This window comes from Neisseria wadsworthii 9715, assembly GCF_000227765.1.
Lineage (GTDB): Bacteria > Pseudomonadota > Gammaproteobacteria > Burkholderiales > Neisseriaceae > Neisseria > Neisseria wadsworthii.
Map to the genome: position 1 here is coordinate 413,487 of NZ_JH165159.1, position 14,787 is coordinate 428,273.

At 52.3% G+C, this 14,787-nt stretch carries 13 protein-coding genes; 2 read left to right on the forward strand and 11 right to left on the reverse strand.

Annotated features, from left to right (window positions below; all coding sequences use genetic code 11):
- Positions 1 to 19 precede the first annotated feature (19 nt).
- Complete coding sequence (locus tag HMPREF9370_RS01765) at positions 20 to 1,075, reverse strand: NAD(+)/NADH kinase (protein WP_009115555.1); 1,056 nt, start codon at positions 1,073 to 1,075, stop codon at positions 20 to 22.
- Between the two features lie 324 nt (positions 1,076 to 1,399).
- Between HMPREF9370_RS01765 and HMPREF9370_RS01770 the strand changes: the two genes are divergently transcribed.
- A complete protein-coding gene (locus tag HMPREF9370_RS01770) occupies positions 1,400 to 2,671 on the forward strand; it encodes an O-acetylhomoserine aminocarboxypropyltransferase/cysteine synthase family protein (RefSeq protein ID WP_009115556.1) in 1,272 nt (423 codons plus the stop codon).
- Positions 2,672 to 2,793: 122 nt separating this feature from the next.
- Here the strand turns inward: HMPREF9370_RS01770 and glmS are convergent, their stop codons facing one another.
- The 4 genes from glmS to HMPREF9370_RS01790 form a co-directional block, all read right to left on the reverse strand.
- Positions 2,794 to 4,632, reverse strand: a complete 1,839-nt coding sequence (gene glmS / locus HMPREF9370_RS01775; protein ID WP_009115557.1) for a glutamine--fructose-6-phosphate transaminase (isomerizing) — start codon at positions 4,630 to 4,632, stop codon at positions 2,794 to 2,796.
- A gap of 147 nt (positions 4,633 to 4,779) precedes the next feature.
- Positions 4,780 to 6,153, reverse strand: a complete 1,374-nt coding sequence (glmU, locus tag HMPREF9370_RS01780) for a bifunctional UDP-N-acetylglucosamine diphosphorylase/glucosamine-1-phosphate N-acetyltransferase GlmU (RefSeq protein ID WP_009115558.1) — start codon at positions 6,151 to 6,153, stop codon at positions 4,780 to 4,782.
- 61 nt (positions 6,154 to 6,214) lie between these two features.
- Positions 6,215 to 6,466 carry a hypothetical protein gene (locus HMPREF9370_RS01785; protein ID WP_009115559.1) on the reverse strand — a complete coding sequence of 84 codons (252 nt, stop codon included), beginning with the start codon at positions 6,464 to 6,466 and terminating at the stop codon, positions 6,215 to 6,217.
- 78 nt (positions 6,467 to 6,544) lie between these two features.
- A complete protein-coding gene (locus HMPREF9370_RS01790) occupies positions 6,545 to 7,213 on the reverse strand; it encodes a pyrimidine 5'-nucleotidase (RefSeq protein WP_370992368.1) in 669 nt (222 codons plus the stop codon).
- 268 nt (positions 7,214 to 7,481) lie between these two features.
- Between HMPREF9370_RS01790 and HMPREF9370_RS01795 the strand changes: the two genes are divergently transcribed.
- Entirely contained in the window at positions 7,482 to 7,910 is a 429-nt protein-coding gene (locus HMPREF9370_RS01795) for a TOBE domain-containing protein (protein WP_009115561.1), read from the forward strand.
- A 209-nt stretch (positions 7,911 to 8,119) separates the two neighbouring features.
- On the opposite strand, the gene HMPREF9370_RS11930 is transcribed toward HMPREF9370_RS01795, so the two are convergent.
- From HMPREF9370_RS11930 to HMPREF9370_RS01825, 6 genes are all read right to left on the reverse strand, one after another.
- Positions 8,120 to 8,452 (reverse strand): DUF3800 domain-containing protein, encoded by a 333-nt coding sequence (locus tag HMPREF9370_RS11930; protein WP_009115562.1) that lies wholly within the window; start codon positions 8,450 to 8,452, stop codon positions 8,120 to 8,122.
- Positions 8,453 to 9,077: 625 nt separating this feature from the next.
- Positions 9,078 to 11,150, reverse strand: a complete 2,073-nt coding sequence (metG, locus tag HMPREF9370_RS01805; protein WP_009115564.1) for a methionine--tRNA ligase — start codon at positions 11,148 to 11,150, stop codon at positions 9,078 to 9,080.
- Between the two features lie 222 nt (positions 11,151 to 11,372).
- Positions 11,373 to 11,648, reverse strand: coding sequence for a chaperone modulator CbpM (locus HMPREF9370_RS01810; protein ID WP_009115566.1), 276 nt, complete (start codon positions 11,646 to 11,648; stop codon positions 11,373 to 11,375).
- 3 nt (positions 11,649 to 11,651) lie between these two features.
- Entirely contained in the window at positions 11,652 to 12,641 is a 990-nt protein-coding gene (locus tag HMPREF9370_RS01815; RefSeq protein ID WP_009115567.1) for a DnaJ C-terminal domain-containing protein, read from the reverse strand.
- Between the two features lie 133 nt (positions 12,642 to 12,774).
- Entirely contained in the window at positions 12,775 to 14,103 is a 1,329-nt protein-coding gene (mltA, locus tag HMPREF9370_RS01820) for a murein transglycosylase A (RefSeq protein WP_009115569.1), read from the reverse strand.
- Positions 14,104 to 14,207: 104 nt separating this feature from the next.
- Complete coding sequence (locus tag HMPREF9370_RS01825; protein WP_009115570.1) at positions 14,208 to 14,636, reverse strand: DUF3617 domain-containing protein; 429 nt, start codon at positions 14,634 to 14,636, stop codon at positions 14,208 to 14,210.
- Between the last annotated feature and the right edge of the window lie 151 nt (positions 14,637 to 14,787).

The window sequence follows — 14,787 nt, forward strand, 5'->3', positions numbered from 1 at the left end:
CCTGTCTGAAAGCATTTATTTACCGTTGGCCGCGCCTTTGCGCGTTGACAAATTGCAATACCGCAGGCACATCCAACGTGTAAAACGCGCCTTCCTGCAAAGTGATGGCAATGCTTTCCTCTTCGCGGAACACGATTTCCCGTTCGCCGTCCAAGGCCACCAAGCCGGTTTGCCCGCTCAGGCGGTATTCGTCGCCCTCGAAAAAGCGGCGGTAAGAACCGATGTTGATGTATTCGATCATGCCCGGCGTGAGCACGGCCTGAACGGAAAATGCTTTATCCGCCGGCGCATGCGAACCGTAAGACGGCACCAGCTCCACCAGCAATCCGCCGGCTTCATAGCGGCCGACCGGCTCCAAAGCCGCCGCCACAGCCGACAGCCCCACCGCCTCAACCGAAGCCTGCGTAGTGATAAACGTGCGCAGCGTATCCGTTTCGCTGATGGCTTTCGAACCCAGAATGCCCTCGTTCAAAACAGCCGCGTCAATCAGCGCAATTTCATGCAGTATTTCCTTTCCTGCCGCGTCGTATTTGCGGATATGCAGGCATTTATTGGCGCGCAGAGAATGTTCGCGCGGCACGTTTTCAACCGCATACAAGCCCACCGCCCACGCCGTGATGGTTACTTCGCGCATCGGCGGAAACGCATTGTTGGTGCCGGTGGAAATGCCCGCGATGGGAATGTCGCCGCAGCCTTTCACCACCGCACGGTGCGTACCGTCGCCGCCCAACACCAAAATCGCCGACACACCTTCTTCACGCATCATCTCGGCCGCTGCCACCGAATCGCCGGTGTTGTTGTTCACCGCCATATCCAGCCAGCGCAGGCGCGGCAGCGGATATTCCAGCGCGCTGACCACGGCCAGCAGCCGCCGTTCCAGCAGCATGCGCAAGCCTTCCATTTCCGGCATCAGCAGCACCTCGTCCACACCGCACGCCGCCAGCGCAGACAAAATGCGGACCAACATATTCACACGCTCGCCCAGCGGCAGCCCCGACGCATGGGAAATAATGCGGCGTATATCGCGGGCGGAAACGGGGTTGGCAATAATGCCGACGCGAACGGTGGCAGACATGGTTTTTCTCCTTGCAGATCTTGTTTTTAAAATAAGCAAAGCAATTCATGTGCCTGTCTGAAAATTTAAAGATAACCAGATGATTTTTATGGAAAGATTTATTTGTTGGATTGTTCAGACGGCCCGATGTGACAGTAACATCAGGCCGGTGTGACAAGACAAATGTGACAGATGTGACGCTCAAGCATGACGCACATGCTATTGTGAAACGGATTTGCCGCATTGTTTTAGCAAAATTCTCAGGCTCGCTTTCAGACGGCCTTAACTATTTTTCATCATGTACAATAGCGGCTTTATGCACTCGCACAATACAACGGAGCAAATATGAAACTCGAAACCCAAGCCATTCACGTCGGCTACAAACCCGAACCCACCACCAAAGCCGCAGCCGTGCCGATTTATCAAACCACCAGCTACGCGTTTGACAACACCCAATACGGCGCCGATTTGTTTAACCTCAACGTGGCCGGCAACATCTACACCCGCATCATGAACCCCACCACCGCCGTTTTGGAAGAGCGTTTGGCCGCCATCGAAGGCGGCATCGCCGCATTGTGCGTGGCCAGCGGCATGGCGGCGATTACCTACGCCATTCAAACCATCGCCGAGGCGGGCGACAACATCATCGCCACCAAAACCCTCTACGGCGGCACCTTCAACCTGTTTGCCCACACCCTGCCCAAGCAAGGCATCGAAGTACGCTTTATCGACCCGGCCAAACCCGAAGAAATCGCCGCCAAAACCGATGCGCGCACCAAGCTCGTTTACTGCGAAAGCATCGGCAACCCCGCCATCAACGTGGTTGACCTGCGCGCCTTTGCCGAAGCCACCCACGCGCAAGGCTTGCCGCTGGTGGTGGACAACACCGTCGCCTCGCCCGCCCTGTGCCGCCCGATTGAACTCGGTGCCGACATCGTGGTGGAATCCCTCACTAAATACATCGGCGGCCACGGCACCAGCATCGGCGGCGCGATTATCGATGGCGGCAAATTCGATTGGACCAAAGGCGACCGCTTCAAAGTGCTGACCACGCCCGACGTGTCTTACCACGGCGTGAATTACAGCGAACACTTCGGTCCCGCCGCCTACATCGCCCGCGCCCGCGTGGTGCCGCTGCGCAATACCGGCGCCGCCATCAGCCCGATGAACGTATTCTTAATCCTGCAAGGCCTCGAAACCCTCGCCTTGCGTATGGAACGCCACAGCGATAACGCGCTCAAAGTGGCCGAGTTCCTGCAAAAACACCCGCAAGTCAACTGGGTGAACTACCCCGGCCTGCCCGACAGCCCCTACAAAGCCCTGATTGACCGCGACTTCGCCGGTAAAGCCTCCGGACTGCTCAGCTTCGGCATCAAAGGCGGCATTCAGGCAGGCGGCAAATTTATCGACGCCTTGCAACTGTTTACCCGCTTGGTCAACATCGGCGACGCCAAATCGCTCGCCACCCACCCCGCCAGCACCACCCACCGCCAATTGAACGCCGAAGAATTGGCACAGGCAGGCGTGAGCGAAGACATGGTCCGCCTCTCCATCGGCATCGAACATATTGATGACTTGCTGGCTGATTTGGAGCAGGCTTTGGCTGCTGCTGTTTAACTAAAGCAAGGCCTACCTACAACAATGCCTGTCTGAAAACTTTTCAGACAGGCATTGTTCGCAAGATGGTTTAATACAATAAACAAAAAAGCCGCATATGAAATGCGGCTTTTGTATTCGTATTACTCCACAGTTACCGATTTTGCCAGGTTGCGCGGTTTGTCCACATCGGTGCCGCGTGCCAAAGCCGCGTGGTAAGACAAGAGCTGTACCGGCACGGTGTGCACGATAGGCGACAGGGCGCCGACGTGGCGCGGTGTGCGGATGATGTGTACGCCTTCGCTTTCTTCGAAGTGGCTGTCCAGATCGGTGAATACAAACAATTCACCGCCGCGCGCGCCTACTTCCTGCATGTTGGCTTTCACTTTATCCAGCAGTTGGTCTTTCGGTGCAATCACCACCACCGGCATGTTTTCATCAACCAAAGCCAGTGGGCCGTGCTTCAATTCGCCGGCAGGATAAGCTTCCGCATGGATGTAGGTGATTTCTTTCAGCTTCAAAGCGCCTTCCAAGGCAATCGGGTAATGGATGCCTCGGCCAAGGAAGAGGGCGCTGTTTTTTTGAGCAAATTTTTGCGCCCAAGCAGCGATTTGCGGCTCCAGATTCAGCACATGTTGGATGCTGCCGGGTAGCTGGCGCAGCTCTTCGATGTAGTCGTGCGCCTGCTCTTCGCTGACCAAGCCGCGCATTTTGCCCAAGGTAACGGCCAAGCCGAACAAAACAACCAATTGGGTTGTGAACGCTTTGGTGGAAGCCACGCCGATTTCCGCACCGGCACGGGTGTAAAGCACCAACTCGCTTTCGCGCGGCAGAGCCGATTCCATCACGTTACAAATCGACAGGCTGTGCTTGTGCCCCAAAGATTGCGCATATTTCAATGCTTCCATGGTGTCGAGCGTTTCGCCGGATTGGGAAATGGTCACAACCAGCTGTTTCGGATTGGCGATCACATCGCGGTAGCGGTATTCACTGGCGATTTCCACATCGGTCGGCACTTTGGCGATGCTTTCCAGCCAGTATTTGGCGGTCAAGGCAGAGTAGTAGGACGTGCCGCAAGCGAGGATTTTGATGCTGTCGATTTCGTTGAACACTTCGCGCGCTTTGTCGCCGAAGTTTTCAGGCTCGAAGCCGCCGTCTAAAAACACTTCGGCTGTGTCGGAAACGGCTTTAGGCTGCTCGTGGATTTCTTTTTGCATAAAATGGCTGTACGGGCCAAGCTCCAGAGATGCCAGCGACAGCTCGGATACTTTCACTTCGCGCTTGGCTTCCTGGCCGTTTTTGTCGAGCAATTTGCTGATGCCTTGGGCGGTTAAGAGGCCGATATCGCCGTCTTCCAGATAGGCGATGTTGCGGGTAAATGCAATCACGGCGGATACGTCGGAAGCAATAAAGGTTTCGTTGTCGCCGAAAGCCACCAAAAGCGGGCAGCCCATGCGTGCAACCACCATTTTTTCAGGTTGGTCGTTAGCAATCACGCCAATGGCGTAGGCACCGTGGAAGCGGGCGCAGGCGGCTTGAACGGCGGCGAATAAATCGTGGCCGTTTTTGGTGTATTCATTGTGAACGCTGTGTGCAATCACTTCGGTATCGGTTTGAGAGTCGAACGTGTAACCTAAGTCTTGCAGGCGTTTGCGCTCTTCTTCGAAGTTTTCGATGATGCCGTTGTGAACCACGGCAATCAGGCCGCCTGAAATATGCGGGTGGGCATTGGGCTCGGTTACGCCGCCGTGTGTGGCCCAGCGTGTGTGGCCGATACCGATATGGCCGCTCACGCCTTCGGCTTTGGCAGCGTCTTCCATTAATTGAACGCGGCCTACGCGGCGCACACGGGTAATTTCGTTGCCGGTTTGAACGGCAATGCCGGAAGAGTCATAACCGCGGTATTCAAGGCGCTTTAAGCCGTCGGTCAGAAAATCTACTACGTTTTGATTGGCGCGGATGGCGCCGACAATACCACACATATTTTTGTATCCTTCTGTTTAAATTATGCTTTGGTAAGCTTTCTGCTGTGGATGATGCAAAGTTTCAATCATTGCCGATACACAGTTGGGTGTATGGTTTTCAGACAGGCATGATTAACGGGGGTATGCCTGTCTGAAAGCAGCGGCTTATTGTTCTTTCTTTTCTTTTACGGGGCGAACCCAGCCTTCAATCACGGTTTGACGGGCCCTCGCCAATACCAAGGTATGCTCCGGGCAGTCTTTGGTAATTACGCTGCCGGCGCCGGTGGTTGCACCGGTTTCAATGCTTACCGGAGCCACAATCATTGAGCCTGAACCGATAAACACGTCGTCACCGATGAAGGTTTTGTGCTTGTTGACGCCATCGTAATTGCAGGTAATGGTGCCTGCGCCGACATTGCTTTGGCTGCCGATTTCAGCGTCGCCCAAGTAAGTCAGGTGGTTGGCTTTGCTGCCTTTGCCCATTACGGTGTTTTTCACTTCTACAAAATTGCCGATATGCACTTCGTCGCCCAGTTTTGCATTCGGACGCAAGCGGGAGAACGGGCCGATTTTGGCATGTTCGCCCACTTCGCAACCGTCCAAATGCGAGAACGGGGAAATTTTGGAACCTGCGGCAATTTTGGCATTGCGGATAACGCAGTTCGCGCCGATTTCAACATTGTCGCCCAGCTCTACATCACCCTCGATAAGCACGTTAACGTCAATCACCACATCTTGCCCGTGAGTGAGTTTGCCGCGCAAATCAAAGCGTGCCGGGTCGCGAAGGGTGACACCGGCGGTGAGCAGCGCCTGCACCTGCTCGGTTTGGAAAATGCGCTCCAACTCGGCCAGCTGCAATTTATTGTTGACGCCGGCAGCCAAGTGGGAGGCGCGTACTTGAACGGGATGCACGGCTATGCCGTCGCGGTTGGCCAGGCCGATTAAGTCGGTAAGGTAGTATTCGCCCTGGGCGTTATTGCTCTGTAAGGCGTTGAGCCAGCCTTCCAGCTTGTGGTTGGGCAGTACCAAAATACCCGTGTTGATTTCCTGCACGGCTTTTTGCACATCATCGGCATCTTTTTCTTCCACGATGGCAACCACTTTGCCGTCTTCGCGGATGATACGGCCGTAGCCCGTAGGATTGTCGAGCACATCGGTTAACAGGCCCACTTCGTCGCCGGCGGCGCTGAGCAGCGCTTCCAATGTGGTTTTATCAATCAGCGGCACATCGCCGTATAAAACCAACGTTTTTCCGTCGGCAGGCAGGTGCGGCAAAACGACTTTTACGGCATGGCCTGTGCCTAATTGCTCGGTTTGCTCCACCCAAACCACATCACGCTTAACGCGCGCCAAAACTTGGTCTTTGCCATGGCCGATAACCACGGCAATGCTTTGCGGGTTGAGGCCGGCTGCCGTGTCGATCACACGCTCCACCATCGGCTGGCCGCCGATTTCATGCAGCACTTTGGGTTGTTTGGAATACATGCGCGTGCCTTTGCCGGCCGCGAGGATAACAATATGCAGATTATTTTTGTTCATAATGATTTATTGAATCGGATAGGATGATTTCCAGCCTTTTTTCGGCTTTCATTATTATTTGTTAGCGAGCGGGTTTTTCCCAATATGTACCCCGTGCTTCTTCATTCGAGCTGCTTTGGGGTTTAATAGCATGCTGTTCAGGGCGGAATTCGTTATTGCGCATATTGGGCGAATAAGTGCCGCTTTCGTAATACACGCGGGTTCCTTGAGGATATTTTTGACGCAGTGAGGTGCGGCCGTCTTCCGTTTGATAAGTTTCCCAAGTGCACCCTGTCAGAGCGAAGGCTAAAAGCAGGCAATAAATGTAACGCATGATGGCTCCTTAATTTCCCGAAATCGATTCATTCAAAGACAGAATTCTAACGGATTTGACAGTGTAGCAACAGCATAATTACGCAGCTTGGATACCTAAACCTTGGGTTGATGCCCACCTATCTAATGTAACCATATCGGATATGGCTGCATCGACAAACGGTAAATCATGGCTTTTGCTGCCGAACCATATGGTGGTCATGCCCAACTTTTTAGCTGCCAGCAGGTTTTCTGCGCTGTCGTCAATCATAATACAGTCGACAGGGCGGGCTTTCAGCAAACGACAAACGGTTAAATATGATTGGTCGGAGGGTTTGTAGAGCATGCCGAAATTATCGGTGCCGAACAGGGCTTCAAAATGGTTGAGAAGTTCCATTTTTTTAATGAGTGCCGCCACGTAAAATGATGGGCCGTTTGAAAAAACGGCTTTCCGTCCTTTAAGGTTTGCAAGCGTAGCGGCAGTATTTTCCATCGGCACCAAAGCTTCCAGCAGCTCAGGGAGCGGGTGACTACATTGGAGAAATTCGTATACGTCAATTTCAGGATGGTGTTTTTGCAAGCCTGCGAGCGTAGCGCCGTAGCGGTGCCAATAATCCTGCCGTACATGCGAGGCTTCTTCAGTAGAAAGCTTCAATTTCTGGGCTAGATAGTCGGTCATATAGCGGTTGATCAGTCCGAAGATTCCCGTATCTGCATGGTGCAAAGTGTTATCGAGGTCGAAAAGCCAAACAGGTTGTGATGGTACGATATTCATAATAAGGTTTCAGACAGGCATTCTTAAAGTTATGGCCGGCGGCATTATTTACTGTTTAAATAAAGTCTAATCAATAGGTGGATATTACTAATTATTTAGAACTATTTTCCTTTCTTTTAACTGGCAAATTAAATGGAAGAAAGGTATATTCCCCGCTAAGTCGGCAGCCGGTTTGATTTATGAAACCTAAATAATTCTATGGCTTTATGTTGTCGGCAATCATTAAAATCAATTCTCACAATAATCAAGAAAGGAATAGGCGATGCAGATTAGTGCACGTAATCAATTGTCAGGTACCGTAAAAAGCATCAGCAATGGGGCAGTAAACAGCGAAGTGGTGGTTTCATTGCCAAACGGCAGCGAAATCGTGGCTTCAATCACTTGCGAGAGTGTGAAAAATTTGGAGCTGGTTGAGGGTAAGCCTGTGGTGGCTTTGGTAAAGGCCGGCACGGTATTGATTGCCGCCGATTTACACAACATCAAACTTTCCGCACGCAACCAACTTGCCGGCACCATCAGCCACATCGAACGCGGCGCGGTTCACTCTTTGGTTGAATTGGACTTGGGTAATGGTTTGGGCTTGAGCGCCAGCATCACCGTAAAAAGCGCTGAGGAACTCAACCTGTGCGCAGGTCAGAAAGCTACGGCCGTGTTCAAAGCCGGCGCGGTTATTTTGGGCGTGGCGGCTTGATTGCTTAAAGGCTTGGTTATAAGTAGATAGGGAAACTAGAAAGATTTAAGGTAAACAACACTAAACTTACTTTTGATAGATTCTATAGCCATAGGATACAATAAAAAACTTGAATATATTCAGTTCTGCATTATATAATCCAAGTAAATGGACTGGGGGGATCCCCGATCGGCGTTGGGCTCTGGGCTTTCTCAGAGCCCTCCTGCTTTTTAAAACTTAGGAATAACCGTTAATCCGTGATTTAAATATTCCGCTTCATTTCCTAAAAAATCGCGCCCTGTTCTGGTAAAAAATTTTAACTTAAGGGATTCAAACGCCCTGTTTCCTCTGTAATGAAGTTTTGACTGGTCTAAAATGTGTCGGCCAATTGGTCTCGCGCATAAATCAGCAAATTGCAATCCCGTAGCATTTGTTTCTTTTTTCTTAATAAGAATTTCAAATGGTAGAGTTGTCTTAAGGCTATTATTTCCATCACAAATTCTCCTGAACTCTAACTCTAAATCTTTATCCTCTTTAGTTTCCTCTAGATTCAACAACCACAAAAGTTTTTTGGTTTTGGCAGGTTTTTTCGATCATTAGCTTATAAAGATTAACTAAACAAGGTTCTAAGGCTTTGTGATACAAGTTTTCTTTAGAGTGTTGCAATTCTTTTTCTTAATAGCAGTAGCAACCAAAATAAATTTGGTATCTTGCATAATTTTGTTTAATTTCAGCATAAACTGATCTTCCATCGCCCTATTCTTAAATTTAAAGGGTCCCTCCTTTTTTCGGATTTCTTTTTCGTGAAGAATAACTAAATCGTGTCCGAAAAATTCAAATTTTAAAGCTTAGATCTCAGGGACTAACTGTGAAGCATAAACATGCTTATAGAAAATACAGAAAGCCAATACGAAAATAGGAAAATCACTGGAGAAACCCGGTTTATCAAAATTTGCTGTACCGCTTTCATCAACATAAACAATAAATGGACTAAATTCCGGCGTATGCTCAATGTTGTGACTGACTGTCTCTACCAAATTCTAAATTAAGTTGCCCAAGCTTCTCTTGTTCGTTTGATTTCCCGTTAACTGTTGGTATCAGATTTGCCGCCATCCCCGTTTTACCCTTTCTGCTTGTTGTTTCTACGGAATAGAAATAAGCTGCTTGTTCAAGCAGCTTGTCACATTTTTAACCCACCTTATCCCCCGGCTGCGCACCTTCATGCACGTCCAGCAGCTTCAGTTTGCCGTCTGCCGTGGCGGCGGAGAGAATCATACCTTCGGATACGCCGAATTTGGCCATTTTGCGCGGGGCGAAGTTGGCGACGGCAATCACCATGCGGCCGTTGAGTTCGGCGGGATTGGGGTAGCTGGCGGCGATGCCTGAGAAGATGATGCGTTTTTCAAAACCAAAGTCGAGATCGAATTTGAGCAGTTTGGTGCTGCCTTCGACGGCTTCGCAGTTCAGCACTTTGGCGACGCGCATGTCGATTTTCATAAAGTCGTCGAAGCTCGCTTGTTCGGCGACGGGCGCGTATCGGCTGGTTTCGGTAGGTGCGGCAGCCTCTGCGGCTGCGGCAATGCTTTGTTTGTTGGCTTCGATTAAATCGTCCACTTGTTTTTGCTCCACTCGTTGCATTAAATGTTCGTATTTGTTGATGGCGTGGCCTTCGGGCAGCACGGTTGCGGCATCGGTCCAGCGCAGGCCGTCGAGATTGAGGAAGGCGGCGGTGCGCTCCGCTACTTTGGGCAGCACGGGCGCGAGGTAGATGCTGAGGATTTTGAAGGCGTTGATCAGCTCGCTGCATACTTCGTGCAGGCGCGCGTCTTGGCCTTCTTGTTTGGCCAATTCCCACGGTTTGTTGGCATCGACGTATTCGTTCACTGCGTCGGCCAGCGCCATGATTTCGCGCAGGGCTTTGGCGTATTCGCGGTTTTCAAAATCGGCGGCAATGTTGTCGCGCTCGGCGGCAAGTTGTTGTACCAATTTGCTGCCTGAAACGTCTTTCAGACGGCCTTCGAAACGTTTGGCGATAAAGCCGGAGGCGCGGGCGGCGATGTTGACGTATTTGCCGACCAAATCGCTGTTGACGCGGGCGATGAAGTCGTTCAGGTTCAAATCGATGTCTTCGATTTTGCTGTTGAGTTTGGCGGCGATGTAGTAGCGCATCCATTCGGGGTTGAGGCCTCCGTCGAGATAGGATTTGGCGGTTATGAAGGTGCCGCGCGATTTGGACATTTTTTGGCCGTCGACGGTTAAAAAGCCGTGGGCGAACACGCCGGTGGGGGCGCGGTGGCCGCTGAATTTGAGCATGGCGGGCCAAAACAGGGCGTGGAAGTAGAGAATGTCTTTGCCGATGAAGTGGTACATTTCGGCCTTGCTGTCGGCGCGGAAATAGTCGTCAAAATTCAAGCCGATGCGGTCGCACAGGTTTTGGAACGAGGCCATGTAGCCGACGGGTGCGTCGAGCCATACGTAGAAGTATTTGCCGGGCGCACCGGGGATTTCGAAGCCGAAATAAGGTGCGTCGCGGCTGATGTCCCAATCGGAAAGGGTGTTTTCGCCTTCGCCCAACCATTCTTTCATTTTGTTGAGGGCTTCGGCTTGCAGGTGCGGTTGGATGCGGCCGTCTGAAAGCTCAGTGCTGCCTGAAGTCCATTCTTTTAGGTAGTCGGCGCACTCGCCCAGCTTGAAGAAGAAGTGTTCGGATTCTTTCAGCACGGGGGTGGCGCCTGATACGGCGGAATAGGGGTTGATCAGCTCGGTGGGCGAGTAGGTGGTGCCGCAGGCTTCGCAGTTGTCGCCGTATTGGTCTTTGGCGTGGCATTTCGGGCATTCGCCTTTAACGAAGCGGTCGGGCAGGAACATGTTTTTTTCGGGGTCGAAAAGCTGCTCGATCACGCGGCTTTCGATTTTGCCGTTGGCTTTCAGGGCGAGGTAAATCTGCTCGGAAAAGGCTTTGTTTTCAGGCGAATGGGTGCTGTAATAGTTGTCGTAGCCGATGTGGAAGCCGGTGAAGTCGGCCAAATGCTCTTCGCGCACTTTGGCAATCATGTCTTCGGGCTTGATGCCTTGTTTTTGGGCGGCCAGCATCACGGGTGTGCCGTGGGTGTCGTCGGCGCAGCAGTAATAGCATTCGTGGCCGCGCATTTTTTGGAAGCGCACCCAGATGTCGGTTTGAATGTGCTCGACCATGTGGCCTAAGTGGATGCTGCCGTTGGCATACGGCAGGGCGGAAGTGACGAGGATTTTGCGTGTCATGGTTTGTCTTTAGGGTTTAATTTAATCTTTAATTATGGAATCGGCGGTTATTATAGCTGTGAAAACCAATCTTTCATACAAGGCGGCAGGGGTCGATAGCACTTGGCGACGATATAGACATGCCTGTCTGAAAATGATGCTCCAATGAAGCAATTGTTTTTTCAGACAGGCATTCGTGTGCATAAGCATCTAAAGCCAATAAACTGACAAGGCTGCGCTGTATCAGAAGCCGGATGTCTGGCTTTTGCGCAGGCTTTCCAGCTCGTCCAGCAATTCCAAAATCAGCGCGGTGGCGGGTGCACTGGCTTCGAAATCGCGGCTGATGCGGCGGGCACGGCGGATGCGGGCAAGCTGGAAGCCGCTGAAGCTGGCCTGTTGCGGGCTGCCGCTCACGGAAATGATTTCTTCTTCTATGATGCGTACTACCCAGTCGGCATCATCGCCGCAGGCGTGAACGATTTCGTTGAAGCTTAGTTGTACGTCTTGCTCATGGTTCATGGTTTATCCTTTCGCACCGTAGTGTTCCGCCAGATTTTGCCATACTGCCTTGTCGGCTTCGCTGTCGGCACGCGGCAGAACGATGTTGATGGTCAGATACAGGTTGCCGGCTTCTTTGGCCGGAATGCCTTTGCCTTTGAGGCGCAGGTTTTGGCCGTTGCGGCTGTTGGCCGGTACGTTGATATTGACGCGGCCGGCGGGGGTGGCGACCTCCATTTGGCCGCCGGTTGCTGCTGTCCACGGCATCACGTCGATGCGCTGGTAAACGTCTTTGCGGTCTTTCACATACAGGTTTGGCGATTCGCGGAAGCGGATTTTCAAGTATAAATCGCCGTTGCCGCCGCCGTTGAATCCGGGTAAACCCTGCCCGCGCAGGCGGATTTGCTGGCCTTCGCCTATGCCTTTGGGGATTGTTACATGCAGGGTTTTGCGCTCGTAGGCCATTTCGCCTTCGGGTGTGAGCGTGGGCATGTCGATGCTCAGGCTGCGCTCGCTGCCTTCGTAAGCGGCGGCGATGTCGATGCTCAGCTCGGCATGTTGGTCTTCGCCCCGAACCGGGCCGGCGGGGCGTGATGCGCGGTGCCGGCGGGCTTGGCCGAAGGCGGAGAATATGTCGTCGAAGCGGAAATCGCCGCTGCCGAAAGGCTGGCCGTCGCCGAAATGGCTGCTGTCGAAGTTGTAATATTGATAGCCGCCCCGGCCGGGATTGAAACCTTCAAACCCTTCAAAGCCGCCGTAGCCCTGCCCACCGCCTGCCTGCTGATACTGCTTGAACGGGTTGGCGAGCATTTCGTCATATTCGGCGCGCTTTTCAGAGTCTTTCAAGGTGTTGTAGGCCAGATTGATTTCGCTGGTTTTTTGGTCGGCATCCGGGTCTTTGCTCACGTCGGGATGATATTTGCGAACCAGTTTTCGGTAGGCCTTTTTGATGTCGTCGGCGCTGGCATCTTTGCTGAGGCCGAGCACCTCGTAATAGTTTTTTTCAGTTGCCATAGTTGTCTCGCATGTTTGTATAAAATTTTATTTTTTCAACATGATGACAATATACTAAAAAGCAAGTCCCGTTTTCGGTAAAAAATATGCCTGTCTGAAAACTTTCAGACAGGCATATTGGTTTACCCAAAGGCTAAGGGCGGTATTGCGGCTGCACGCCGTTGGGCAGCAGCTGCCACACATAGCCTGTGTGTTTCATCTTACCCGCCACTTGGCCTGCCTCATCGCCGTAGCCCCAGAAATAGTCCACCCGCACGGCGCCGCGGATGGCAGATCCGGTGTCTTGCGCCATTATCAGGCGGTTGAGCGCGTGGTTGCTTACGGGATGGGTGGTGGCCACGAAAATCGGTGCGCCCAAGGTAATGTATCGGCGGTCAACCGCTCCGGCAAATTCGCCGTGCAGCGGCGTGCCCAATGCACCGATGGGGCCTTCGTCTTCCTTGCCGTCAAGCTTGCGGAAAAACACATAGCTGGGGTTTTGCCCGAGCACTTCGGCCAGATGCGAGGGGTTTTGCTGCATCCAGGCTTTGATGCCCTGCATGGTGGTTTTGCCTAAGGGTAGATAGCCCTTGTCGGCCATATAGCGGCCGATAGACACATAAGGATGCTCGTTTTTATCGGCATAACCGAGGCGGATGTAGTCGCCCTTGGGGGTTTTCAGGCGGCCGGAACCTTGGATTTGCAGGAAGAAAAGTTCCACCGGATCATCGGCATAACCGAGGATGGGGGCTTTGCCGTCGATCGCGCCGCCGTTAATTTGGGCGCGGGTGTAATAAGGAATAAAGCGGTTGCCGCTCACAAAGCGGCCTTTGATGCTTTTGCTGCGCTCGTTGATGGGAAAATTGTTGAGGTTGGCGGTGTATTGCCCGTCGGCAGCGATGGCGCCTTTGTTGTTGCCGGTGGGTTTCACGCGAACCGTGCCTTTTGATGCGCGCAGGTTGGCAGGCAGCTCAACCGACACAAAATCGCTGGGAACGCCGTAAATCGGGAAACGCGCTTTGCCGGTGGCTTTGCTGTCGCCGTGCAGCACCGGCTCGTAATAGCCGGTTATCGTGCCTGCCAAGTTGCCGTTTTCGCTCACTTCCCACACGGTAAAATAGCGCTCGAAAAAGTGCTTGGCGGAAAAGTAGTTGCGCGAAGTGCGCTCGGCTTGGGCGCACACGTTCTGCCATTCGGTGCGGGCTTTCAGTTTGGTGCAGCCGCTTTTGAAAGATTCGAGGCTGCGCACAAAATGCTGGGTGTTCCAATGCGGCAGCGCATGATAAGACACGGCGCGGTAGCTGGCCGGGCTGCCTGCGGAGTTCACTATCGTGCCGGGTGCGGCCGGCGTACCGGTGGGCAGCGCTTCGCCTTTGGTGATTATAGGCGTATAACCGCCGCCGGTTTTTTTGCCGGTGGAACACGCTGCCAGAAAGGCGGTGAGGCCGATGAGGGAATAAGTTACAAGGGTTTTGCGGTTCATATCAAGAAGGACGGCTGCTGATTGTTTTCAGACAGGCATGGTCAAAGTGGATAAACAAAGGGCAGACTATATCAGCTTATCGCGAACTCACCAAATCGCCTGCCTTATTCCGCGCACGAAGCGTTCTGGTTGCCTTTATGGCGCATGGTGCCTGCAGCGGTATAGCTTTTGCCTTTGCGGCTGTAAATGGTTTGGGTGAACTTGATTTCACTTTCGCTCAGCTTTTCATATTCGGCATCAAAACGCATGGTTTCGCAGGCGGCTTTGAACGAGGCTTTGTTGCCTTTGCTTTGGAAATGGCTCACTTTGCAGTTTTCGGTAGTAAGATTATCCGCTTGCGCTTTGGGGTAATCGGCACTGCTTTTTTGGCTGATGCAGATGTTTTCGTTGCCTTTTATACTATCGGTGCTGTTGCTTTTTTTATCGTGCCAAGAAATGGTGTGCGGCCATTGCCATTCGCCGGGTTGAACGGAAAATGCATGCGCGCTTGCGGCGGCTGCGCTTAGGGCAAGGAGCAGGAGGGTTTTACACATATTTATTACTTTCGGCTGGTGTGGTTGAATCGAATCAGGGTAGTAAGATGATGCCTGTCTGAAAAAGTTTCATGTGTTATGGGGTGGCGTGTGTCTGCTATTTCTGCTCAGTTTATAGGGATGTGAAAAACAATCATTAATGATGGATGTT